The sequence below is a fragment of the Kosakonia pseudosacchari genome, from assembly GCF_015167415.1.
GTDB lineage: Bacteria > Pseudomonadota > Gammaproteobacteria > Enterobacterales > Enterobacteriaceae > Kosakonia > Kosakonia pseudosacchari.
The window spans coordinates 3803091-3826555 of the sequence record NZ_CP063425.1; the positions used below are offsets into that span (position 1 = coordinate 3803091).

21 protein-coding genes are annotated in these 23465 nt (G+C 57.4%); 11 read left to right on the forward strand and 10 right to left on the reverse strand.

Features of this window, described 5'->3' with window-relative positions; genetic code table 11:
• Positions 1–40 precede the first annotated feature (40 nt).
• From pncC to mltB, 5 genes are all read right to left on the reverse strand, one after another.
• The gene (gene pncC, locus IP581_RS17970; protein ID WP_193822718.1) at positions 41–538 is read right to left on the reverse strand and encodes a nicotinamide-nucleotide amidase; all 498 of its coding nucleotides are present in this window, start codon (positions 536–538) and stop codon (positions 41–43) included.
• Between the two features lie 136 nt (positions 539–674).
• Positions 675–1553, reverse strand: coding sequence for a metal ABC transporter substrate-binding protein (locus IP581_RS17975; protein ID WP_193822719.1), 879 nt, complete (start codon positions 1551–1553; stop codon positions 675–677).
• Between the two features lie 12 nt (positions 1554–1565).
• Positions 1566–2429: a metal ABC transporter permease gene (locus tag IP581_RS17980; RefSeq protein WP_193821035.1), complete on the reverse strand. Its 864-nt coding sequence runs from the start codon at positions 2427–2429 to the stop codon at positions 1566–1568.
• Complete coding sequence (locus IP581_RS17985; RefSeq protein WP_193821036.1) at positions 2426–3100, reverse strand: metal ABC transporter ATP-binding protein; 675 nt, start codon at positions 3098–3100, stop codon at positions 2426–2428. The genes IP581_RS17980 and IP581_RS17985 overlap by 4 nt, the downstream gene beginning before the upstream one ends.
• Positions 3101–3327: 227 nt before the next feature.
• On the reverse strand, positions 3328–4410 hold the full coding sequence (gene mltB, locus IP581_RS17990; RefSeq protein ID WP_020454928.1) for a lytic murein transglycosylase B: 1083 nt from the start codon (positions 4408–4410) through the stop codon (positions 3328–3330).
• A 272-nt stretch (positions 4411–4682) separates the two neighbouring features.
• Between mltB and srlA the strand changes: the two genes are divergently transcribed.
• The 7 genes from srlA to gutQ all read left to right on the forward strand — a co-directional run bounded on the left by srlA (position 4683) and on the right by gutQ (position 9580).
• Positions 4683–5243 carry a PTS glucitol/sorbitol transporter subunit IIC gene (gene srlA, locus IP581_RS17995; RefSeq protein WP_017459307.1) on the forward strand — a complete coding sequence of 187 codons (561 nt, stop codon included), beginning with the start codon at positions 4683–4685 and terminating at the stop codon, positions 5241–5243.
• Entirely contained in the window at positions 5240–6205 is a 966-nt protein-coding gene (srlE, locus tag IP581_RS18000; RefSeq protein ID WP_193821037.1) for a PTS glucitol/sorbitol transporter subunit IIB, read from the forward strand. The genes srlA and srlE overlap by 4 nt, the downstream gene beginning before the upstream one ends.
• Positions 6206–6215: 10 nt before the next feature.
• On the forward strand, positions 6216–6578 hold the full coding sequence (gene srlB / locus IP581_RS18005; protein ID WP_097401482.1) for a PTS glucitol/sorbitol transporter subunit IIA: 363 nt from the start codon (positions 6216–6218) through the stop codon (positions 6576–6578).
• 17 nt (positions 6579–6595) lie between these two features.
• Positions 6596–7375, forward strand: a complete 780-nt coding sequence (gene srlD, locus IP581_RS18010; RefSeq protein WP_193821038.1) for a sorbitol-6-phosphate dehydrogenase — start codon at positions 6596–6598, stop codon at positions 7373–7375.
• Between the two features lie 46 nt (positions 7376–7421).
• Positions 7422–7778 carry a transcriptional regulator GutM gene (gutM, locus tag IP581_RS18015; RefSeq protein ID WP_097401484.1) on the forward strand — a complete coding sequence of 119 codons (357 nt, stop codon included), beginning with the start codon at positions 7422–7424 and terminating at the stop codon, positions 7776–7778.
• 70 nt (positions 7779–7848) lie between these two features.
• Complete coding sequence (gene srlR / locus IP581_RS18020) at positions 7849–8622, forward strand: glucitol operon DNA-binding transcriptional repressor SrlR (protein WP_097401485.1); 774 nt, start codon at positions 7849–7851, stop codon at positions 8620–8622.
• Entirely contained in the window at positions 8615–9580 is a 966-nt protein-coding gene (gene gutQ, locus IP581_RS18025; protein WP_097401486.1) for an arabinose-5-phosphate isomerase GutQ, read from the forward strand. Before srlR ends, gutQ begins: the two co-directional genes overlap by 8 nt.
• Before the next feature lie 240 nt (positions 9581–9820).
• Here gutQ and norR read toward each other — a convergent pair whose 3' ends face one another.
• Positions 9821–11335 (reverse strand): nitric oxide reductase transcriptional regulator NorR, encoded by a 1515-nt coding sequence (gene norR, locus IP581_RS18030; protein WP_193821039.1) that lies wholly within the window; start codon positions 11333–11335, stop codon positions 9821–9823.
• A 183-nt stretch (positions 11336–11518) separates the two neighbouring features.
• Here norR and norV point away from each other — a divergent pair, with 183 nt between their 5' ends.
• Positions 11519–12970 carry an anaerobic nitric oxide reductase flavorubredoxin gene (gene norV / locus IP581_RS18035; RefSeq protein WP_193821040.1) on the forward strand — a complete coding sequence of 484 codons (1452 nt, stop codon included), beginning with the start codon at positions 11519–11521 and terminating at the stop codon, positions 12968–12970.
• Positions 12967–14100, forward strand: a complete 1134-nt coding sequence (gene norW / locus IP581_RS18040; protein ID WP_193821041.1) for an NADH:flavorubredoxin reductase NorW — start codon at positions 12967–12969, stop codon at positions 14098–14100. The genes norV and norW overlap by 4 nt, the downstream gene beginning before the upstream one ends.
• On the opposite strand, the gene hypF is transcribed toward norW, so the two are convergent.
• The 4 genes from hypF to IP581_RS18060 form a co-directional block, all read right to left on the reverse strand.
• On the reverse strand, positions 14081–16339 hold the full coding sequence (hypF, locus tag IP581_RS18045) for a carbamoyltransferase HypF (protein ID WP_193821042.1): 2259 nt from the start codon (positions 16337–16339) through the stop codon (positions 14081–14083). The genes norW and hypF overlap by 20 nt on opposite strands.
• A complete protein-coding gene (gene fdhF / locus IP581_RS18050) occupies positions 16323–18473 on the reverse strand; it encodes a formate dehydrogenase subunit alpha (RefSeq protein WP_086873690.1) in 2151 nt (716 codons plus the stop codon). Before fdhF ends, hypF begins: the two co-directional genes overlap by 17 nt.
• Positions 18474–18509: 36 nt before the next feature.
• Positions 18510–19055, reverse strand: a complete 546-nt coding sequence (gene hydN / locus IP581_RS18055) for an electron transport protein HydN (RefSeq protein ID WP_020454941.1) — start codon at positions 19053–19055, stop codon at positions 18510–18512.
• Between the two features lie 136 nt (positions 19056–19191).
• Positions 19192–20205 (reverse strand): LacI family DNA-binding transcriptional regulator, encoded by a 1014-nt coding sequence (locus IP581_RS18060; RefSeq protein WP_193821043.1) that lies wholly within the window; start codon positions 20203–20205, stop codon positions 19192–19194.
• A 265-nt stretch (positions 20206–20470) separates the two neighbouring features.
• On the opposite strand from IP581_RS18060, the gene ascF reads away from it, so the two are divergent.
• Positions 20471–21913 (forward strand): PTS cellobiose/arbutin/salicin transporter subunit IIBC, encoded by a 1443-nt coding sequence (gene ascF / locus IP581_RS18065; RefSeq protein WP_097401491.1) that lies wholly within the window; start codon positions 20471–20473, stop codon positions 21911–21913.
• 20 nt (positions 21914–21933) lie between these two features.
• A complete protein-coding gene (locus IP581_RS18070) occupies positions 21934–23358 on the forward strand; it encodes a 6-phospho-beta-glucosidase (RefSeq protein ID WP_193821044.1) in 1425 nt (474 codons plus the stop codon).
• Positions 23359–23465 lie beyond the last annotated feature (107 nt).

Genomic DNA, 23465 nt, shown 5'->3' on the forward strand with positions numbered 1-23465 from the left:
CTGTTCTGTTGTCGCAATTATACTGTATGGTCATACAGTATCAAGCATTTTGTAGAAAATGTTGCCAAAGGGTTTGCAGAGCATAGGCGGTGGCCTGTCTGCGCACCGCTTCACGATCGCCCGGGAAGCATTCACGGCGCGTGATCCCCTCCCCGCTAACACAGGCAATACCAAACCAGACGGTGCCAACTGGCTTCTCGTCGCTGCCGCCATCTGGCCCGGCGATACCGCTGATAGAAATGGCATAGTCGGCGCGCGCCGCTTTCAGCGCGCCAATCGCCATCTCGACCACCACCTGCTCGCTGACCGCGCCATGGGCATCCAGCGTGGCGGGTTGTACGCCAATCATTTGGGCTTTCGCTTCATTACTGTAGGTAACAAACCCGCGTTCAAACCAGGCGGAACTGCCAGCGATATCGGTGATCACCTTCGCCACCCAGCCGCCGGTACAGGATTCCGCCGTTGTCAGCGTTGCGCCGCGCGCCTTAAGCGCCAGCCCGATGCGTTCGCTGAGCTGCATTAATTCGTTGTCCGTCATCATGGCTCCCGTGCGTCTAAAAACTGTGGCGGAGAAGATACCACTTTCCGTGAAAAGATGGGGATGAGATGGCGAATTTACGAGGAGGCTTCAGAAAAAAGGCCAGCGAGCGCCGGCCTGCGTGGTTTATTGCCCGTTACTTCATGCTGTTATAGATAGTGTCGACGTTGTGACGAAAGGCTTTCTGATAGGTATCTGCCACCCCGCCTTTGGCGCTTAACGCTTCCGGATAAAGCTCGCCGCCCGGTTGCGCGCCGGTTGCGCTGGCAATTTGCTTCACCAGCCGTGGGTCCAGTTGGTTTTCCATAAACCACACTTTCACACCATCAGCTTTGATTTGTTTGATAAGCGAAGCCACCTGCACGGCGCTGGCCTCGCTTTCAGAGGAGATACCCTGCGGCGCCATAAACTCAACGCCGTAAGCGCGAGCAAAGTAGCCAAACGCATCGTGGCTGGTCAGCACTTTGCGTTTCGCCTGCGGCACCGCGCTGAAACGCTCTTTCGCCCAGCTATCCAGTTTGTTTAACTGGTCGATATAACGCTGACCGGAGGCATTCAACGCGGCTTCGTCAGCCGGATCGGCTTTCACCAGCGCGGCAAGAATATTTTTCGCATACAGCGCACCATTCGCCGCACTGTTCCAGGCGTGGGGATCGGTCACCGTTGCGCCATCTTCTTCCAGCGTATGCGTTGCAACGCCAGTTGATGCGACGACAAGCTGGCCTTTAAAGCCAGAGGCTTTCACCAGACGGTCCAGCCAGCCTTCGAGCCCCAGGCCGTTGACCACCACTACATCGGCGCTGTTAAGCAGAGCGCTGTCTTTCGCCGACGGTTCAAAGGTGTGCGGATCGCCATCCGGCCCCACCAGCGTCGTCACCTTGACGTGATCGCCGCCAACTTGCCGGGTGATATCGCCCAGAATCGAGAAGCTGGCGACCACATTTAACGTTTTTGCCATTGCGCCCTGAGCCACCAGGCCGAGCGCCAGCGCCAGAATAAGCCCTGTCCGTTTCATCATTTCCCCTTGCTATGTTAAAAGTGCGCGCAGGCTGTGAGCCAGCCCACTGCGCGTGCCGAATAAAATGGAAAAAAAGAAGACTATACTGGCAGTCAGCACAATCGCCGGTCCGGCGGGCAACCCCGCCATCCACGACAGGCTTAACCCAAGCCACGCGCACAGCGCGCCAATGCCAGCCGCCAGCAGCAATAATCCTGGTAATGTCCGCGCCCAGCAGCGCGCCGCCACGGCGGGCAGCATCATCACGCCCACGGCCATCAATGTGCCGAGTACCTGAAACCCGGCTACCAGGTTGAGCACCAGCAACGCCAGAAACAGCCCGTGCAGCAGACCCGGCGCACGCGCCGAATTAACTTGCAAAAACGCGCTGTCGAACGCTTCGCTGGCCATGCCGCGATAGCAAAACGCCAGTACCAGCAGCGTCAGGCTGGCCACACCCGCGACAAACAGCGCCGAGTCGCGATCGACCGCCAGAATCGAACCAAACAGCAGATGCAGCAGATCAACACTGGAGCCGCGCAGCGAAACCAGCGTGACGCCGAGTGCCAGCGAGCCAAGGTAGAAACCGGCAAAGCTGGCGTCCTCTTTAAGCGGAGTGCGGCGACTTACCCAGCCGGCCACCAGCGCGACGGTAATACCGGCGACAAATCCGCCGATACTCATCGCCAGCAGCGACATCCCGCTCAGCAAATAGCCCACCGCCACGCCGGGCAGAATGGCGTGCGACAACGCGTCCCCCATCAGGCTCATGCGGCGCAGCAGCAAAAAAACGCCCAGCGCCGTGGTGCTGATGGAGAGCGCCAGACACACCACCAGTGCGCGGCGCATAAAACCAAATTCGATAAACGGCTGGAAAAAGAGATGCCAGATCATGCGCTGCACGCCTCATCTTTTGCCGCAACAGGCGCTGTCGCGCCCCACTGCGCGACTCGTTCGTCGAGGCGTAAGGTTTGCGGGAAGTAGCGAGACACGCGCTCACTATCGTGCAGCACGGCAATAATGGTTTGTCCGGCGCGATGCATGTCCACAATCTGCTCCATCAGCAGTTGCGATGTGGCTTCATCAATACCGGTAAACGGCTCGTCGAGCATGACCAGCGGTGCGTTCTGCACCCAGACGCGGGCAAACAGCATGCGCTGAAACTGCCCGCCGGAGAGCGTATCAATCGTCTCGCGCGCCATTGCCGCCAGCCCGACACGCTCCAGCCCCTGAGCGATTCGGCTACGGGCATCGAGGTTCAACCCGCGAAACAGCGAAACGCGCGGCCAGCAGCCCATACTCACCACGTCCTGCACGGTGAGCGGAAATTGCGATTCCAGCGCGTGGCGCTGCGCCAGCCAGCCGATGGTTGGCCGCGCCGGTTGCCAGCGCAGAACGCCGCTCACCGGCGGTAAAAATCCGGCCAGCGTTTTTAACAGTGTCGATTTGCCGCAGCCGTTCGCGCCAACAATCGCCGTCATACTTCCACGCGCCAGCGTGCCGCACAGTGCCGGGGTGATCGCAAGGCGATCGTAGCCTGCGACGAAATGATCAAGTTCAATCATGGCAGCGCAACCGCCCAGCTTGTCAGGAGCCAAAGCGCCGCTAATAGCGCGGCCGCCAGCACTAAACGGATCGTGCCGGAAAGGGAAAACAGCGTTACGGGAATCATTCACACACCTCATATGTTATAACGTAACAATAATCAATATGAATGAGTATGTAAATCGCTATGCGTAACGGGAGTGCATCGAAATGTTTCAGATTCCCCTCCCGCAGGAGGGGAGCGGGATCAGCGAACGCGCGCCAGTGAAACGGCCTGGCCGAGCTGCCAGACCGCCATCGCGTAGTGTGTGCTGTGGTTATAGCGGGTGATAGTGAAGAAGTTCGGCAGACCGTACCAGTACTCATAACCGGTGCCGACATCAAGGCGCAGCAGGCTCGCCTGTTGATGCGCGCCCAGCGGCTGTTGCGGCGTTAAACCCGCCGCCGCCAGTTGCCCGACGCTGTAGTTAGTTTTAAAGCCATTTTCCAGCCCCGGTGCCTGGCCATTCGCCGGCACCGCGACGATATCACCCTTCACCCAGCCGTGCTGTTTGAAGTAGTTCGCCACGCTGCCAATGGCATCCACCGGATCCCACAGGTTGATATGTCCGTCGCCGTTGAAATCGACGGCGTATTGCTTGTACGAAGAGGGCATAAACTGCCCATAGCCCATTGCACCAGCGAAAGAACCTTTCAGTTCGAGCGGATCATCGCTTTCATCACGCGCCATCAGCAAAAACGTCTCCAGCTCGCTGGCAAAATACTCGGCCCGGCGCGGGTAAGCGAAGGCCAGGGTCGCCAGCCCGTCGAGAATACGCGTTTTGCCCATCACGCGGCCCCAGCGGGTTTCCACGCCGATAATGCCCACGATAATTTCCGGCGGCACGCCGTAAACCATCCATGCGCGGTTAAGCGCGTCTTCATACTGATTCCAGAACGCCACGCCATTTTGCACGTTGTCCGGGGTGATGAACTGCTTGCGATAGCGCAGCCAGGCACCGTTCGGCCCGGTGGGTCCCGCCGTCGTCGGCGCTTGCTTATCCATCAGGCGCAACACGTAATCCAGGCGTTTGGCCTGCGAAAGAATTTCGTGCAGTTGCTGGCGGTCAAAACCGTGCTTGCTGACCATCATATTGATGAACTGCTCCGCCGCCGGGTTATTGGCAAAGTCGCCGCCGGTCATCAGAACATTGTGCTGCGGCTCAAGCAGGAAACCGCCGGAAGGCGCGGGCGACGCGGTTTGCGGGGTTTCAGCAAGCGGGGGTTTACTGCTACAGGCACAGAGCACAACAAACGCAGGCAGTAATGCTGCGTAACAACGCTTCAACATGGGACTTCCATTTTAAACGAATCAGCCAGGAGCAAGTATGGTAAAGCATCTGGCTACCGACAAGGAAGCGCCGTAACGCCTGCGCACGCGATCTCACTTCACTTTTTCATCTTCCATTACGCGTTCATTTAATTCCGATCATTTTCGCAAAAACTTTCACAATGATCATTTTTTCTTTCATAACGAGATCTAAATAACACATTTCAACCTTTCATCATGATTATGATAGCGCACGGTTAAACAACAAAACGACAACCCTACAGGAGAGAACAATGGAGACCATTACACATGGTGCCGAATGGTTCATCGGGCTGTTTCAGAAAGGCGGCGAAGTGTTCACCGGCATGGTGACCGGTATTTTGCCGCTACTGATAAGCCTGTTGGTCATCATGAACGCGCTGATTAACTTTATTGGCCAACATCGTATTGAAAAATTTGCCCAGCGCTGCGCGGGCAATCCACTTGCCCGTTATTTACTGCTGCCCTGCGTCGGCACGTTTGTCTTCTGCAACCCCATGACGCTGAGCCTCGGGCGCTTTATGCCAGAGAAGTACAAACCCAGTTATTACGCTGCCGCGTCCTACAGTTGCCACTCCATGAATGGCCTGTTTCCACATATCAACCCCGGCGAGCTGTTTGTGTATCTGGGGATCGCCAACGGCCTGACAACACTGGGCTTGCCGCTCGGCCCGCTGGCGGTGAGCTACCTGCTGGTTGGCCTGGTAACCAACTTCTTCCGCGGCTGGGTAACCGACCTGACGACCTCCATTTTCGAGAAGAAAATGGGCATTCAGCTTGAACAAAAAGTCCAACTCGCTGGAGCAACATCATGACACGCATTGTGATTGAAAAAGGCACCGGCGGCTGGGGCGGCCCGCTGGAAATCGACGCCAGCACTGAGAAAAAAATCGTCTATATCACCGCCGGTACACGCCCGGCGATCGTCGACAAGCTGGCGCAACTCACCGGCTGGCAGGCGGTAGACGGCTTTAAAGAGGGCGAGCCGCCAGCAGAGGAGATCGGCGTCGCGGTGATCGACTGTGGCGGTACGCTGCGCTGCGGTATCTATCCGAAACGCCGCATCCCGACAGTGAATATCCACGCGACAGGGAAATCCGGCCCGCTGGCGCAGTACATCCTGGAGGATATCTATGTCTCTGGCGTGAAAGAGGAAAATATCCATCTGCACGGTGAAGCGGCAACCGCCGCGCCAAAACGCTCAGTGACAAAGGATTACGACACCAGCAAAAAAATCACCGAACAGAGCGACGGCCTGCTGGCAAAAGTCGGCATGGGTATGGGCTCGGCGGTCGCGGTGCTGTTCCAGGCCGGGCGCGACACTATCGACACGGTGCTGAAAACCATTCTGCCGTTTATGGCCTTCGTCTCGGCGCTGATCGGCATCATCATGGCCTCCGGGCTTGGCGACTGGATTGCCCATGGCCTCGCGCCGCTTGCCAGCCATCCGCTCGGGCTGGTGACGCTGGCGCTTATCTGCTCCTTCCCGCTGCTGTCGCCCTTCCTCGGCCCAGGCGCGGTGATTGCACAAGTCATCGGCGTGCTGATTGGCGTGCAAATCGGCCTCGGCAATATCCCGCCGCATCTCGCCCTGCCCGCGCTGTTCGCCATTAACGCCCAGGCGGCGTGCGACTTCATCCCGGTGGGCTTGTCGCTTGCGGAAGCGCGTCAGGATACGGTGCGCGTCGGCGTGCCCTCCGTACTGGTCAGCCGCTTTTTAACCGGTGCGCCAACGGTGCTGATCGCCTGGTTTGTCTCCGGTTTCATTTATCAATAAGGGGTGTTTTATGAGTGTGATTTATCAAACCACCATTACCCACATCGGTGAGAGCGCCCCGGACGCGCTGAGCGACAACATGCTGATCACCTTCCGCGAAGGCGCGCCTGCGGATGTCGCCGAGTTCTGTTTTATCCACAACCACGGCGCGCTTTCGGGCGCGCTGTTACCCGGCGCGCAGTTTGAACTCGGCGAACGGCGCTACCCGGTCACCGCCGTGGGCGATGTAGCCGAACAGAATCTGCGTGAACTGGGCCATATCACCCTGCGTTTCGATGGACAAACGCAGGCGGAATACCCAGGAACGGTACACGTCGCAGGCCCGGTGCCGGACGGTATCGCCCCCGGCTGCATTTTGAAATTTGTCGCTTAAGTCGTAAGGAGAAGAGTATGAAACAGGTTGCCGTTGTCATTGGCGGAGGACAAACCCTTGGGGCGTTCCTTAGTCGTGGGCTTGCCGCAGAAGGTTACCGCGTGGCGGTAGTGGATATTCAAAGTGATAAAGCAGCAAATGTCGCCCAGGAGATTAACAACGAGTTTGGCGAAGGGATGGCCTACGGCTTTGGCGCGGACGCCACCAGCGAGCACAGCGTGCTGGCGCTGGCGCGCGGCGTGGATGAAATTTTTGGCCGCGTGGATCTGCTGGTTTATAGCGCCGGTATCGCCAAAGCGGCGTTTATCAGCGACTTTGCGCTCGGTGATTTCGACCGTTCTTTGCAGGTGAACCTGGTGGGCTATTTCCTCTGCGCACGCGAGTTCGCGAAGTTGATGATTCGCGACGGCATTCAGGGGCGCATCATCCAGATCAACTCCAAATCCGGCAAAGTGGGCAGCAAGCACAACTCGGGCTATAGCGCAGCGAAGTTCGGCGGCGTGGGGCTGACCCAATCACTGGCGCTGGATCTGGCGGAGTACGGTATTACCGTGCATTCGTTGATGCTGGGCAACTTGTTGAAATCGCCAATGTTCCAGTCACTTATCCCGCAATATGCCAGCAAACTGGGCATCGCGGCAGATCAGGTGGAGCAATACTACATCGACAAAGTGCCGCTCAAACGCGGCTGCGACTACCAGGATGTGCTGAACGTGCTGATGTTTTACGCCAGCCCCAAAGCCTCTTACTGTACCGGTCAGTCAATTAATGTCACCGGCGGCCAGGTGATGTTCTGATCTCAATGGCCCTCCGCGCGGGGGCCAGATTTAAAAGGAGAGTGCTATGGTTTCCGCCCTGATTACCGTTGCCGCTATCGCCTGGCTTTGCCAGATGGCGCTGGGTGGCTGGCAAATCCGTCAGTTTAATAAAGCGTTTGATACGCTGTGCCAGCGCGGGCGCGTCGGTGTTGGGCGCTCCGGCGGGCGTTTCAAACCGCGCGTGGTGCTGGCCGTCGCGTTTGATCAACAAGACCGCGTGATCGACACCCTGTTAATGCGCGGTCTTACCGTTTTTGCCCGACCCACAAAAATTGACTATCTGAAAGGGATTAAAAGAGAGGAATTAGAGCCTGATGTGATCTTTCCCCATGATCCGGGCTGTCAGAATGCTCTATCATTAGCGCTTAAAATGAAACATTGATAATTTCGTTGTGAACGCTAATAGCTTGCGAAATTATCATTTCGCAACGTAACGCAGGATATCAGCGCCTATGAAACCACGTCAGCGTCAGGCGGCTATTCTTGAGCATCTGCAAAAGCAGGGAAAGTGTTCTGTTGAAGAGCTGTCAGCTTACTTCGACACCACAGGGACGACCATACGGAAAGATCTCGTCGCGCTGGAGCATTCCGGCGCGGTGATCCGCACCTATGGCGGCGTGGTGCTCAACAAAGATGAAGCCGATCCCCCGATTGATCACAAGACGCTTATCAACACCGTGCAAAAAGGGCTGATTGCCGAAACGGCAGTGACCTACATCCACGACGGCGATTCAATCATCCTTGATGCGGGCAGTACGGTGCTGCAAATGGTACCGCTGCTCAGCCACTTCAATAACATCACGGTGATGACCAACAGTTTGCATATCGTTAATGCCCTTTCTGAACTGGATAACGAGCAAACGATCCTGATGCCGGGCGGCACCTTCCGGAAGAAATCGGCCTCGTTCCACGGTCAACTGGCGGAAAACGCCTTTGAGCATTTCAGTTTCGACAAGCTGTTTATGGGCACTGACGGCATCGATCTGAACGCTGGCGTCACCACCTTTAACGAGGTGTTCACCGTCAGCAAAGCGATGTGCAATGCCGCGCGGGAAGTGATCCTGATGGCGGATTCCTCCAAATTTGGCCGCAAAAGCCCGAACGTAGTCTGTAGCCTGGAGAGTGTCGATAAACTGATCACCGATGCCGGGATCGCCGCCGACGTGCGCGCCGCACTGGAAGCCAAAGGGGTCGAAGTGATTATTGCCGGAGAAAAACATGAGTGAGTCATTGATAAATGCCGGGCGGCAAACGCTGCTGCTGGAGCTTCAGGAAGCCAGCCGCCTGCCGGAACGCCTCGGCGATGCCTTTGTACGCGCCGCCGAAACCGTGCTGCGCTGCGAGGGGAAAATCATCGTCTCCGGGATCGGCAAATCCGGTCATATTGGTAAAAAGATTGCCGCAACGCTTGCCAGCACCGGCACACCGGCGTTTTTCGTTCACCCGGCGGAAGCGCTGCATGGCGATCTCGGCATGATCGAAAGCCGCGACGTGATGCTGTTTATCTCCTACTCCGGTTCGGCAAAAGAGCTGGATTTGATCCTGCCGCGTCTTGAAGAGAAAGCCGTTGCCCTGCTGGCGATGACCGGGAAACCGCGCTCCCCGCTGGCGCTCGCCGCGCGAGCGGTGCTGGATATCTCGGTTGAACGCGAAGCCTGTCCGATGCACCTGGCCCCCACCTCCAGCACCGTCAACACGCTGATGATGGGCGACGCGCTGGCGATGGCGGTAATGCAGGCGCGCGGGTTTGATGAAGAGGATTTCGCTCGTTCTCACCCGGCAGGCGCACTTGGCGCAAGGTTGCTCAATAAAGTGCACCATCTGATGCGCAAAGAGGAGCAGATCCCGCAGGTGCAACTGACCACCAGTGTGATGGATGCGATGCTGGAACTGAGCCGCACCGGGTTGGGCCTGGTGGCGGTCTGCGACAACCAGCGTCATGTACAAGGGGTATTTACCGATGGCGACCTGCGCCGCTGGCTGGTGTCAGGCGGGGCGCTAACCGCACAGGTGGATAAGGCGATGACGCCAGGCGGCATCACGCTGGAGGCAGGTAGCCGCGCCGTGGACGCCAAAGAGCGCTTAATGCAGCGCAAAATTGCCGCCGCTCCGGTGGTGGATGAGGCCGGTTTACTGGTCGGCGCTATCAACCTGCAGGACTTCTACCAGGCCGGCATTCTTTAACACTTCAGCCCCGGACGTTTCGCCAGCCGGTGCAGGCTGGCGACGTCACTCTATTGAACTCTGGCAGACGGTAATCCTTTAACACTTCAGCCCGGACATTTCGCCAGCCAGTGCAGGCTGGCAACGTCACTCTGTCGAGCTCTGGCAGACGGTAATTCTTTAACACTTCAGCCCGGACGTTTCGCCAGCCAGTGCAGGCTGGCAACGTCACTCTGTCGAGCTCTGGCAGGCGGTAATCCTTTAACGCTTCAGCCCCAGACGTTTCGCCAGCCGGTGCAGGTTGGCGACATCCATCTCCATACTCCGTGCGCAGGCTGCCCAGTTACCGCCCTGCTCTTCCAGCGTGCGGGTAATATACGCCCGCTGAAAATCCTCCGTCGCATCGCGCAAATTTTGCCCCACGGGCAGCGACGTTATCGGGCCGGATGGCTGCACCGGTTCATCGCTGAGGGCAAAATGGCGCGCTTCAAGCACCACGTCATCACGGTTACGCGTACCGCGCGCCAGCACCACCGCCCGGTGGATGGCGTGTTCCAGCTCGCGCACATTGCCCGGCCAGCCGTAGCGCAGTAAATGCGCACGCGCGCCGGGGCTTAACGCCACTCTCCCCAGCCCCAGCCGCAAACGGCACTGTTCGCAGAAATAGCCCGCCAGCAGAACAACATCTTCCCCGCGCTCGCGCAGCGGCGGCACAGAAAGCGGAAACACGCTCAAACGATGGTAGAGGTCGGCGCGAAAACGCCCGGCCAGCACCTCTTCGCGCAGGTCGCGGTTGGTCGCCGCCAGCACACGAACATTGACACGCAAACTGCGGTCGTCGCCGACGCGCTGAATGTCGCCGTATTGCAGTACACGCAGTAATTTCGCCTGCAACGACAGCGACAATTCGCCAATCTCATCAAGAAACAGCGTGCCGTTATCCGCCATCTCGAACTTGCCACTGCGGTTGCTGATAGCACCGGTAAATGCGCCTTTAACGTGACCGAATAGTTCGCTTTCGGCCACGCTTTCCGGCAGCGCGGCACAGTTGAGATAGACCAGTGGATGAATCGCGCGCGGAGAGCCTTCATGAATCGCTTTCGCCACCAGCTCTTTACCGGTGCCGGTTTCACCGCTGATCAACACGTTCAGATCGGATGCGGCAACGATATCGATCTCTTTTTTTAGCTGTGCCATGCCCGCCGACAAGCCAATCATTTCGCTGCGCGTCACCTGTTCGAACGCCGCCGGTGCGCCGGGCAGCATATTCTGGCTCTCCAGTTGTTCTATCAGCAGCGCGTTGTTCAGCGCCCCTGCTGCCAGCGCGGCAATCAACCGCAGCTCTTCATCGCTAAAGGTATCGAACTGATCTGGCGACATGCCATCAAGCGTCAGCGCGCCAATCAGATTTTGCCCGGCGAACAGCGGTAGCCCTACGCAGGCGTGCACTTTGAGGCTCTCCTGACCAGGGATCAGCCCATCGTAAGGATCGGGCAAATCGCTGTCGGCGGGAAAACGCACCACATCACCGGCACGGGCGATTGCCTCCAGCCGTGGGTGGCCTTCCAGCGTAAAACGTCGGCCTAAAACATCCTGCGCCAGCCCGTCGATTGCCAGCGGGATAAACTGCCGCGCGTCGTAGCGCAGCAACGCAGACGCGTCGCACTCCAGCACCTGGCGCAGCGTGGTGATCAGCCGCTGGAAACGATCCGCGTGACCGATACCGCTTTGCAATTCGATGGCGATCCCCGCCAGTACATTCAGCGAAAAACTCATACCTGCCTCACTGTCTTTTTGACAATGCATGGTGTCATATTGACTGTATTTAGCATAGTCATAATGACAATTTATTTTTTCAAATAACACTAAAAATACATATAAATCAAAATAATAAAAAACTGGCACGCAACTTGATATTAGCCATACATCAAATTGAGAAAACTGCACAGGACAACTGATATGGCTATTCATGTAAAAAACAACATTCACTGGGTCGGACAACGTGACTGGGAAGTGCGCGACTTCCACGGTACCGAATATAAAACCCTGCGCGGCAGCAGCTACAACAGCTATCTGATCCGCGAAGGCAAAAACGTGCTGATCGATACCGTCGATCATAAATTTAGCCGTGAGTTCGTGCAGAACCTGCGCAGCGAAATCGATCTGCAAATGATCGATTACATCGTTATCAACCATGCGGAGGAAGATCACGCCGGTGCGCTGACCGAACTGATGTCGAATATCCCGGACACGCCGATTTACTGCACCAGTAACGCCATAGACTCGATTAACGGCCATCATCACCATCCTGAATGGAACTTCAACGTGGTGAAAACCGGCGACACGCTGGATATCGGCAACGGCAAACAGCTTATTTTTGTCGAAACGCCAATGCTGCACTGGCCGGACAGCATGATGACCTACCTGACCGGCGATGCGGTGCTGTTCAGCAACGACGCTTTTGGTCAGCACTACTGCGACGAACACCTGTTCAATGATGAAGTGGATCAAACGGAACTGTTCGAGCAATGCCAGCGTTACTACGCCAACATCCTCACACCGTTCAGCCGCCTGGTAACGCCGAAAATCACTGAGATCCTCGGCTTCAACCTGCCGGTCGATATGATTGCCACCTCACACGGTGTGGTGTGGCGCGATAACCCGACGCAAATCGTTGAGTTGTATCTGAAATGGGCGGCGGATTACCAGGAAGATCGCATCACGATTTTCTACGACACCATGTCCAACAACACCCGCATGATGGCCGATGCCATTGCGCAGGGTATTAACGAAGTCGATCCACGCGTGGCGGTAAAAATCTTCAACGTCGCCCGCAGCGATAAAAACGACATTCTGACCAATGTGTTCCGCTCCAAAGGGGTACTGGTTGGCACCTCGACCATGAACAACGTGATGATGCCGAAAATCGCCGGGCTGGTCGAAGAGATAACCGGCCTGCGTTTTCGTAATAAACGCGCCAGCGCCTTTGGTTCCCACGGCTGGAGCGGCGGCGCGGTTGACCGCCTGTCAACGCGTTTACAGGACGCCGGTTTTGAGATGTCGGTCAGTCTGAAAGCGAAATGGCGACCGGATATCAACGCGCTGGAAATCTGCCGCCAGCACGGACGCGACATTGCCCGGCAGTGGGCGCTGTCGCCACTGCCGGAGCCGGTAAACAGCCCTGCCGCCAGCACACAAGAAACCTGTGCCTGCGCAGCCGCAGCCGCGGCGGATCTCGGCCCATCCATGCAGTGCAGTGTGTGCCAGTGGATTTATGACCCGGCAAAAGGCGAGCCGATGCAGGATGTCGCGCCAGGTACGCCGTGGAGCGAAGTGCCGGACACCTTCCTCTGCCCGGAATGCTCCCTCGGCAAAGAGGTGTTTGACGAACTGGCAACGGAGGCAAAATGAGCGCAGGTATCGTTATTATCGGTTCGGGCTTCGCCGCCCGAACATTGGTGAAAAACATCCGCAAACTGGACAGCGCCGTACCGTTGACGCTGATTGCCGCCGACGGCATGGAAGAGTACAACAAGCCAGATCTCAGCCACGTGATTAGCCAGGCGCAGCGCGCTGAGGATCTGATTCGCCAGTCGGCGGGCGAGTTTGCCGAGCAATATCATCTGCGGCTGTTCCCGTACACCTTCGTCAGCGCCATCGACACGCAAGCACGAGTGGTGAAAAACGCCGACAAACAGTGGCAATACGACAAACTGGTGCTGGCGACCGGGGCAAAAGCGTTCGTTCCGCCGCTGCCGGGGCGTGAAAAAATGCTCACGCTCAATAGTTTGCAGGAGTATCACGCCAGTGAAACCACCCTGCGTGATGCCAGCCGCGTGCTGATTGTGGGTGCCGGGCTGATAGGCTGCGAGCTGGCGATGGATTTTCGCCGCGCGGGCAAAACCGTGACCGTCCTTGATAACGCCGCCAGTATTCTGCCTTCGTTAATGCCGCCGGAAGTGAGTGGCCGCCTGCAACACTGCCTGACGGCGCTGGGCGTGCGTCTGCTGTTGCAATCGCGTTTAGTGCAACTCGACGAGCATGAACAGGGGGTGCGTGCGCAGCTGGATGATGATCGCTATATCGATGCGGATGTGGTTGTCGCCGCCACCGGGCTGGCACCGCAGGTGTCGCTGGCGCAGAACGCCGGGCTGGAGGTTGGGCGTGGGATTGTGGTGGACGGTACGCTGCAAACCAGTAACCCGCACATCTTCGCACTCGGTGACTGTGCGCAGATTAACGGCAAAGTGCTGCCGTTCCTGCAACCGATCCAGTTGAGCGCGATGACGCTGGCGAAAAACCTCACCGGCAACAGCACGCAACTGGTGCTGCCCGCGATGCTGGTGAAAGTGAAAACGCCGCTGATGCCGCTGCATCTGGCCGGAGAAACGCACCGCACCGATCTGCGCTGGCACATTGCCACCGGAGCCGATGGCATGGTGGCAAAAGGCCTCGACACAGAAGATAAACTGCGGGCATTCGTGGTCAGCGAAGACAGAATGAAAGAGGCGTTTGCCCTGCTTAAAGCGCTGGCGGTATAGCCCGCGCTGCCGCCACCAGTCCCTGGCCGAAGGCAATACCGCCATCACCGGCCGGGAGCTGGTGCGCAAACAGCAAAGTAAACTCCGCAAGATAGTGCTGTAAGCGTTTTTTCAGCAGGCGGTTATGCATCACGCCGCCGCTGAACACCAGCACATGGATCCCGCGTAATGTCGCTTCCTGTCGCGCCAGCGCTGCCAGCCCCTGCGCCAGCGCATCATGAAATGCCCATGCGCGCTCGGCTGGTATGGCCTGCCAGTTGAGCCAGCTTTGCCAGAACGCCGCCAAATCCAGCATGGTGCCGCGAAGCGGCATCTGAACCGGATGTTCAACAGACGCCACGCTCGCCGCCAGCGCTTCCAGTTGGCAAGCTGCTTCGCCTTCATAACTCAGGTGCAGCGGCGCACATCCCAGCGCACAGGCAATAGCATCAAATAAGCGCCCGCAGGATGAGGCTTTCGGCGCATTAACCCCGCGTTCAATTGCACGCGCCAGCATCGGCCAGTTCTGCCGCTGGATATCAGCGGTTTCCGGGTAGCGCTGCCAGTCAGGGACAAAATCCAGCATTTGCGCCAGCAGGTTGCGCCACGGCTGCTGCGCGGCTAAATCACCACCGGGGAGCGCCACCGCCGGTAGCCCGCCTAAGTGTTTACACTCGCGGTAATTGACCCGCAGGCATTCGCCACCCCACAGCTCGCCGCCTTCGCCCATACCGATGCCATCAAGCGTTATTGCAATCACATCACCGCCTTCCAGCGGCCAGCCGTGTTCACCGAGGCAGGCCGCGGCATGAGCGTGATGATGCAGCACCGTCTGCACCGGCAGGCCATAACTGCTGGCCCATTGATGCGTGCGGTAACCCGGATGAGCGTCAACCACCACCTGTTCCGGGGAAAAATCGTAAATATCCAGCATCAAACGCAGCGCACTGCGCCACTGCGCTTCGACACCTTCATCGGTGAGATCGCCAAAATGCTGGCCCGGTACCGCGCTGTTACCGCGCAGCAGACAAAAGGTGTTTTTCAGATCCGCCCCCAGGCAAAGCAGCGGCGGAAGATCGTTAAACCCTGGCGGCAGCGACATCGCATCCGGCACATAGCCGCGCGAGCGGCGCAGCATCTCCCCGCTCTCGCGCACCACGGAATCATCCATGCGCTGAACAATATCGCGGTTGTGCAGTAAAAAGCCGTCGGCGATGTCCGCCAGATCGCTTAACGCCTCGTCATTACCGATTGCGGGCGGTTTTCCGCTGAGATTGCCAGACGTCATCACCAGCGGGCGCTGTAACGCCTGCGCCAGCAGGTGTTGCAGCGGATTGGCAGGCAGCATGACGCCCACTTCATCAAGGCCAGGCGCAATTGCCTCGCATAGGCCGCTCACGCGCTCTTTTTCCACCAGCACAATCGGTGCGGCGGGCGTCGCAAGTAAGCGCTGCGCCTGCGTCGTCACGCCTTCCGCGCCGGGTAACATCACTGCCAGCGGTTTTGCCGGACGATGTTTTCGCGCGCGCAAGTGCATCACCGCCGCCAGGTTTGTTGCATCGCAGGCGAGATGAAAACCGCCAATGCCTTTTACCGCCACAATGCCGCCGCTTTTTAGCAGCGCGATCGCCGCCTGTAGCGCCGCTTCCCCGTGCGCATGCTGTTCGCCGCTGCGCCATTCAAGCGCGGGGCCGCATTCATGGCAGGCCACGGGCTGAGCGTGAAAACGCCGGTCCAGCGGATCGCGGTACTCGGCTTCGCAAACCGGGCACAACGGAAAGCTCGACATCGCGGTGTTAGGCCGGTCATAGGGCATGGCGTGAATAATGGTGAAGCGCGGCCCGCAGTGGGTGCAGTTAATAAATGGGTAGCGGTAACGGCGTTCAGAAGGGTCGTTCATCTCCGCGAGGCAGGCCGGACAGGTTGCCGCGTCGGGAACAATTTGCGTATTCATTGCGCCACCCGCGCTGTGGCGAATGGCGAAATCAAGCGGTAAAACGGACCAGCAAAACGGCGCGCTGGTCACCATATCAATGCGCGCCAGCGGCGGGCACTGTTGCTGCAACAGGGCGAGGAATTCGCGCTCGTTGCCAAGCAGACGCACCTCCACGCCCTGCGCATCGTTACAGACATCGCCTTTCAGCCCGAGCTGTTGCGCCAGTTGCCAGACAAAGGGGCGGAAGCCCACCCCTTGTACTTTACCGTACACGCGCAAACAGACACCGTTGCTGTTGGCCGTGTCATCATTGCATCGCTGCATTGAGCAATCGACTCTTCATCTGTTGATAAGTGCTCTGAGTGTACTCTTCGGCCCAGCGCTGATCGTTGATCGCACTCACCCGAACTGCGCAATATTTGGTCTCCGGCGTTTTTGAAATCGGGTCCAGATTATCCTGCGTCAGTTCGTTACACGCGCCAATCCACCACTGGTAAGTCATATAGACACTACCGTGATTGACGCGCTCGCTGACATCCGCGCGGGTGATCACCTTGCCACGGCGCGACTCAACCCACACAAGCTGGCGATCCTGTACGCCCAGCGCCGCCGCATCATCCGGGTTAATCTGCACAAAACCGGGTTCATCGGCGAGCGTTTGCAGCGCCGCACAGTTGCCGGTCATGGAGCGGCAAGAGTAGTGCCCCACTTCGCGTACCGTGCAGAGCACCAGGGGGAATTCATCGTCCGGGCGCTCCGCTGGCGCACGCCACTGGGCAGCAAAAAGATGGCCTTTGCCGTCCGGCGTATCGAATTTGTTGTTCTGATACAGGTATGGCGTACCGGGGTGATCAAGCGTCGGGCAAGGCCACTGGACGTGCCCCATATCACCCATTTTTTCGTAGGTCACACCGTAGAATAGCGGGCACAACTCGCGCAGCTCATCCCAGATCTGCTGGTTGTTGTCATAGTGCATCGGGTAGCCCATTTCTGTGGCAATCAGGCTGATGATCTCCCAGTCACGCTTGACGTTGTACTTTGGCTCGATGGCTTTTTCAAAACGCTGGAAACCACGGTCGGCGCAGGTAAACACGCCGCCATGCTCGCCCCAGGAGGTTGCGGGCAACAGCACATCGGCTTGCTCGGCGGTTTTGGTCATAAAGATATCCTGCACCACCACGAAATCGAGCGCTTCAAAGCCTTTCCGCACCAGGCCCAAATCCGCTTCAGTCTGCAACGGATCTTCGCCCATGATGTAGTAGGCTTTCACTTTGCCTTCCAGCGCCAGATGCGGCACTTCGGTAATACGCACGCCAACTTTGTCATCCATTACCGCCGGGTCGATGCCCCAGGCTTTGGCGAATTTAGCGCGTACTTCCGGGTTTACCACATCCTGATAGCCAGGAAACTGGTTGGGGATCACGCCCATATCGCACGCGCCCTGCACGTTGTTTTGCCCGCGCACCGGGCCGACACCAACATGTTCACGCCCAAGGTTACCGGTGAGCAGCGCCAGGCTGGAGAGCCCTTTCACCACATCTACCGCCTGGCCGAACTGGGTGACGCCCATGCCCCACATAATGGTGGCCGACGGCGCGGCGGCATAGGTGCGCATCGCCTGGCGTACCTGTTTTGCCGGCACGCCGGTAATGTGTTCCACCGCTTCCGGCGCGTAATCTTTTACCGTTTCACGGTACGCCTCCAGCCCGGTAGTAAAGCTGGCAACATAATCTTTGTCGTAGAGTTCTTCTTCCAGCAGCACATAACCAAAGGCGTTAACCAGCGCCATATTGCAGCCGTTATTCAGTTGCAGGTGCTGATCGGCGATACGCGCGGTTTCGATGCGGCGCGGATCACAGACAATGATTTTCGCCCCTTTCTGTTTGGCTTTGATCACCCGGCGCGCGACGATCGGGTGTGAATCGGCGCAGTTATAACCAAATACCAGCAAACAACTGGAATTTTCGATATCGCTGATGGAGTTACTCATCGCGCCGTTGCCAAGCGTTTCCTGTAACCCGGCAACAGACGGGCCGTGGCAAACGCGCGCGCAGCAGTCGACGTTGTTGGTGTTGAGCACGCCGCGGGCAAATTTTTGCATCACATAGTTGGTTTCATTGCCGGTGCCGCGTGACGAGCCGGTGGTCATAATGGCGCGCGGGCCATATTTCGCTTTGATGTCGCTAAGGCGTTTGGCGGTGTAGCGGATCGCTTCATCCCAGCTGACCGGCGTGAGTTTGCCGCCTTTTTCGTAGCGGATCATCGGCTGGGTCAGGCGCGGCGTCAGCAGTTTGGTGTCGTTGAGGAAATCCCAACCGTAGTAGCCTTTCAGGCACAGTTCATTCTGGTTAGTGTGGCCGTTGGCCGCTTCCGCACGGATGATTTTTCCGTTATCCACGACCAGTTTCAGTTTGCAGCCAGCGCCGCAGTAAGGGCATACGCTCGTAATTTTTTTCATCAGTAACAGACCTGTTAAAAGTGAAATTCAGATTGTTTAGAACACCAGGGAAACGGCGCCATCCAGCGCGGCGCGACGACGTTTTTCCGCGCTCATCTGTTCCAGTAAGTTGCGATCGACACACACCAGCGCGTTGGTCGGGCAGGCTTGCATGCAAGCGGGGCCGCTTTCGCGGTGGTGGCACAAATCACATTTGTTAGCTTCGGCTTTCTCGGCGCGCACATTCAGGCCTGCGCCGCTGTGGCGAATAACCGGGCGCACCACTACCTCCATCGCACCGTACGGGCACGCGACTACGCAGGTTTTGCAGCCAATGCAGCGCTCCTGCATCACATGCACAAACCCTTCGTCGCGGCTGATGGCGCCGTTCGGGCAGACATTGGCGCAGGGCGCATCTTCGCACTGACGGCACAATGTCGCCGTCGACACATTGACACCCTTAATGACATGAATACGCGGCAGAAACGTCTCAGGGGTGAGCGCCGCGCAATCCTGGTTTTCCTGATGAGACACCACGCAGGCGACCTCACAGGTGCGACAGCCGATGCATTTTGCCGCGTCAGCCATAATAAATCGGTTCATGAATTCCTCCGGAAAAAGGCGATATCCCGCCGGAGTATTCACAAAGCGTGCCAGAAATATAATTTATTGTAATTAAAAGGAATTTATAGAATCAGTGGGCTGTCATCGACAGAAGTGACGATGACAGCTGACGAGATCAGGCGTGCGGGCCATTTATAATGGAATCGCGAGTAATGAGCTCACCGGGAAAGGTTTGCTGGTAGTGAAAATCGCCGCCATCAAGCATAAAAATCAAGCGGTTAATCGTCTCTTTGATCATTTCGGTGACCGGGATTTTCACGCTGGAGAGCGCCGGCACGGTAAATGGCGCAATGGCGATATCATCAAACCCCACCACTGACACCTGCCGGGGGACCGCAAGCTGGCTTTCATGCAACTGTTTAATCGCGCCAATGGCCATATCGTCATTGCTCGCTACCAGCGCGGTGAAGGTCGCCTTGCGGGAAAGCAGCTCCACCACGCCCTGCGCGCCGCTGGCTGGCGTCCATTTTCCTTCGGCGATCAACTCATTACGCACCTCGATCCCGTGCTGGGCCAGCGCGTCTTTATAACCTGATAAACGTTCGATACCGGTGGGAGAATCCAGCGAACCGGTAATAAACGCAATATCGCGGTGGCCACGGGAGATAAGCCGCGACACCACGCTCATGCTGGAGGCTTTCTGGTCAGAGTAAACGCAGTGGCTGGCGTGTTTACGCAAGCGGCGGTTGAGCACCACGATGGGCTGCGAATGGTTGTCGATAATCTCATCGAGTTCATCAACGCTAAGAAAGCGCGGATAAATAATGATCGCGTCACAGCGTAAATCGAGCAGGTACTGGATCGCCTGACGCTCCTCTTCGGCGCTGTGTTTGCCATCTGCCAGCAGCAGCCGGCGACCTTTATCTTCGGTCATGCGCGCGGCGTGGGAAAGCAGCTCGCTAAAGTAAACGCCGTGATAGAGGGTGTTGGTGACCACCAGCCCGAGCGTTTGGGTTTTGCTGGAAGCCAGGCTGCGCGCCAGTAAATTCGGGCGATAACCACTTTCGGCAATGGCCTGAAAGACACGCGCTTTCGTCTCTTCGCCGACATACCCTTTGCCTGTCAGCACGCGGGACACGGTGGCTTTCGACACGCCGGCCCGCTTGGCTACTTCCTGCATTGTCGCCATCGATCCTACCCCTGCAAAAATCGTGACCCGAAGTGTACTTCAGGCGTTGCGATGATGGGAACACTTAACCCCGACAGATACACATTTCGCCCGCACAGCATTAAGTGATCATCATCACGATTATAAAAATAACCGCTTTTTATCTATTGTTTCGCACAATGAAACTCATCATGATTTTGTGGAACCGGTTACCTATTTCATGTTTCATGGCTGCAAAAATGCGGCGATGAACCAGTAACTTATTGATATAACAGGATAAAATCTGATGGCAAAGAATTATGCCGCGCTGGCCCACTCGGTGGTGGACGCGCTGGGCGGAGCCGAGAATATCGCCGCTGTAACGCACTGCATGACGCGTCTGCGCTTTGTAGTGAAAGACGAAACCCGTATCGACGCGCCAACGCTTAAAAGCGTCAGCGGCGTAATGGGTGTGGTACGCAACGACAATCAGTGCCAGGTCATTATCGGCAACACGGTTTCCCAGGCGTTTCGCGAAGTGGTCAGCCTGCTGCCGCAAGATATGCAGCCGGTTGAAGTACAGACGAAGCAAAAACTGACGTTGCGCCGCATTGGCGCGGGCATTCTTGATGCCTTGATCGGCACCATGTCGCCGCTGATCCCGGCGATCATCGGCGGGTCGATGGTTAAACTGCTGGCAATGGTGCTGGAGATGTCCGGCGCGTTGCCAAAAGGCTCCTCCACGCTGACGATTTTGACGGTGATTGGCGATGGTGCTTTCTTCTTCCTGCCATTGATGGTGGCGGCCTCTGCGGCGGTGAAATTCAAAACCAATATGTCGCTGGCGATCGCCATCGCCGGGGTGCTGGTGCATCCGAGCTTTGTCGATCTGATGGCGAAAGCCGCGCAGGGCGAGCATGTTGAGTTCGCGCTGATTCCGGTAACGGCGGTGAAATACACCTATACGGTGATCCCGGCGCTGGTGATGACCTGGTGCCTGTCGTATATCGAACGCTGGGTGGATCGCATTACACCGGCGGTGACGAAAAACTTCTTAAAACCGATGTTGATCGTGCTGATTGCCGCGCCGCTGGCGATTGTGCTGATTGGCCCGCTCGGTATCTGGATCGGTAGCGCGATCTCCGCGCTGGTCTACACCATTCACGGCTATCTCGGCTGGCTTTCCGTTGCCATTATGGGCGCGTTGTGGCCGCTGCTGGTGATGACCGGTATGCACCGTGTGTTCACCCCAACCATTATTCAGACCATCGCGGAAACCGGCAAAGAGGGCATGGTCATGCCGTCGGAAATCGGCGCGAACCTGTCGCTCGGCGGCTCTTCGTTGGCGGTGGCATGGAAAACTAAAAACCCGGAACTGCGTCAGACCGCGATGGCGGCAGCGGCTTCCGCGATTCTGGCCGGTATCTCTGAACCGGCGCTCTACGGTGTGGCGGTGCGTCTGAAACGCCCGCTGATTGCGAGTTTAATTAGCGGTTTTATCTGCGGCGCGGTCGCCGGTATCGCCGGGCTTGCCAGCCACTCGATGGCGGCACCGGGATTATTTACCAGCGTGCAGTTCTTCGACCCGGCCAACCCGATGTCTATTGTCTGGGTGTTTGGCGTGATGGCGCTGGCGGTAGTGTTGTCATTTGTGTTGACGCTGCTGCTCGGATTTGAAGATATTCCCGTGGAAACCGAGAACAAACCGCAAGCGGCTGAGCCAGTCACTGTAAAAGAAGCACGAGCCTGATTAAGAAAGCGAGGTAACGCATGTCAGTATTTCCGCAAGGATTTTTATGGGGCGGCGCGCTTGCCGCCAACCAGTCGGAAGGGGGTTATCTGGAGGGCGGCAAAGGGCTGACCACCGTGGATATGATCCCGCACGGCGCAAACCGTCTGCCAGTGAAACTGGGGCAGGAAAAACGCTTTACGCTGCGCGATGACGAATTTTACCCAAGCCACGAGGCGATCGATTTTTATCATCGCTACAAAGAAGATATCGCGCTGATGGCGGAGATGGGTTTTTCGGTGTTTCGTACCTCGATTGCCTGGAGCCGTCTGTATCCGAAAGGTGACGAACTGACGCCGAACCCGGAAGGGATCGCCTTCTACCGCGCGGTGTTTGAAGAGTGCAAAAAGTATAATATCGAACCGCTGGTCACGCTGTGCCACTTCGATGTGCCGATGCATCTGGTCATTGAATATGGCTCATGGCGTAACCGTAAAATGGTGGAGTTTTTCACCCGTTACGCGCGCACCTGCTTTGAAGCGTTTGACGGGCTGGTGAAATACTGGCTGACCTTCAACGAGATCAACATCATGCTGCACAGCCCGTTCTCCGGCGCCGGGTTGGTGTTCGAAGAGGGGGAAAACCAGGATCAGGTGAAATACCAGGCGGCACACCATGAGCTGATAGCCAGCGCGCTGGCAACCAAAATCGCCCATGAAGTGAACCCGCATAACCAGGTCGGTTGTATGCTGGCGGGCGGGAATTTCTACCCCTACTCCTGCAAACCGGCCGATATGTGGACGGCGCTGGAAAAAGATCGTGAAAACCTGTTCTTTATCGATGTGCAGGCGCGCGGCAGCTATCCGGCCTACTCCGCGCGCGTGTTCCGCGAAAAAGGCGTCACCATTATCAAAGAAGCCGGTGACGACGAAATCCTGAAGAACACCGTCGATTTTGTCTCCTTCAGTTATTACGCTTCGCGCTGTGCGTCGGCAGATATGAACGCCAACAACACCAGCGCCGCCAACATCGTGAAATCACTGCGTAACCCGCACATTGAAGTGAGCGAATGGGGCTGGGGCATCGATCCGCTGGGTCTGCGCATCACCATGAATATGATGTACGACCGCTACCAGAAACCGCTGTTCCTGGTGGAAAACGGCCTGGGCGCGAAAGATGAACTGAACGCCAACGGCGAAGTGGAAGATGATTACCGCATCAGCTACCTGCGCGAGCATATCCGCGCGATGGGCGACGCCATTGAAGACGGTATCCCGGTTATCGGTTACACCAGTTGGGGCTGTATCGATCTGGTGGCGGCATCGACCGGCGAAATGAGCAAGCGCTACGGTTTTGTCTATGTTGACCGCGATGATGCCGGTAACGGTACGCTGGCACGCAGCCGTAAAAAATCGTTCTGGTGGTACAAGAAAGTGATCGCCAGCAACGGGGCGGATCTCGACTAAACACCGCGCCATACCAGACGGGGCAACACGAATGCATGTCGTTGTTGCCCGTCCTTTCCCCGCTGTTTACAGACTTTTCTCAACGCTGGTTTACCGCTTGATAGCGT

Coding starts and splice junctions, on each gene's coding strand:
- IP581_RS18060 (WP_193821043.1), bottom strand. CDS start 20,205: ATGGCGACAATGCAGGAAGTAGCCAAGCGGGCCGGCGTGTCGAAAGCC.
- mltB (WP_020454928.1), bottom strand. CDS start 4,410: ATGTTGAAGCGTTGTTACGCAGCATTACTGCCTGCGTTTGTTGTGCTC.
- IP581_RS18070 (WP_193821044.1), top strand. CDS start 21,934: ATGTCAGTATTTCCGCAAGGATTTTTATGGGGCGGCGCGCTTGCCGCC.
- IP581_RS17975 (WP_193822719.1), bottom strand. CDS start 1,553: ATGAAACGGACAGGGCTTATTCTGGCGCTGGCGCTCGGCCTGGTGGCT.
- srlD (WP_193821038.1), top strand. CDS start 6,596: ATGAAACAGGTTGCCGTTGTCATTGGCGGAGGACAAACCCTTGGGGCG.
- gutQ (WP_097401486.1), top strand. CDS start 8,615: ATGAGTGAGTCATTGATAAATGCCGGGCGGCAAACGCTGCTGCTGGAG.
- IP581_RS17985 (WP_193821036.1), bottom strand. CDS start 3,100: ATGATTGAACTTGATCATTTCGTCGCAGGCTACGATCGCCTTGCGATC.
- norW (WP_193821041.1), top strand. CDS start 12,967: ATGAGCGCAGGTATCGTTATTATCGGTTCGGGCTTCGCCGCCCGAACA.
- fdhF (WP_086873690.1), bottom strand. CDS start 18,473: ATGAAAAAAATTACGAGCGTATGCCCTTACTGCGGCGCTGGCTGCAAA.
- srlE (WP_193821037.1), top strand. CDS start 5,240: ATGACACGCATTGTGATTGAAAAAGGCACCGGCGGCTGGGGCGGCCCG.
- norR (WP_193821039.1), bottom strand. CDS start 11,335: ATGAGTTTTTCGCTGAATGTACTGGCGGGGATCGCCATCGAATTGCAA.
- srlB (WP_097401482.1), top strand. CDS start 6,216: ATGAGTGTGATTTATCAAACCACCATTACCCACATCGGTGAGAGCGCC.
- gutM (WP_097401484.1), top strand. CDS start 7,422: ATGGTTTCCGCCCTGATTACCGTTGCCGCTATCGCCTGGCTTTGCCAG.
- hydN (WP_020454941.1), bottom strand. CDS start 19,055: ATGAACCGATTTATTATGGCTGACGCGGCAAAATGCATCGGCTGTCGC.
- hypF (WP_193821042.1), bottom strand. CDS start 16,339: ATGCAGCGATGCAATGATGACACGGCCAACAGCAACGGTGTCTGTTTG.
- srlR (WP_097401485.1), top strand. CDS start 7,849: ATGAAACCACGTCAGCGTCAGGCGGCTATTCTTGAGCATCTGCAAAAG.
- srlA (WP_017459307.1), top strand. CDS start 4,683: ATGGAGACCATTACACATGGTGCCGAATGGTTCATCGGGCTGTTTCAG.
- IP581_RS17980 (WP_193821035.1), bottom strand. CDS start 2,429: ATGATCTGGCATCTCTTTTTCCAGCCGTTTATCGAATTTGGTTTTATG.
- ascF (WP_097401491.1), top strand. CDS start 20,471: ATGGCAAAGAATTATGCCGCGCTGGCCCACTCGGTGGTGGACGCGCTG.
- norV (WP_193821040.1), top strand. CDS start 11,519: ATGGCTATTCATGTAAAAAACAACATTCACTGGGTCGGACAACGTGAC.
- pncC (WP_193822718.1), bottom strand. CDS start 538: ATGACGGACAACGAATTAATGCAGCTCAGCGAACGCATCGGGCTGGCG.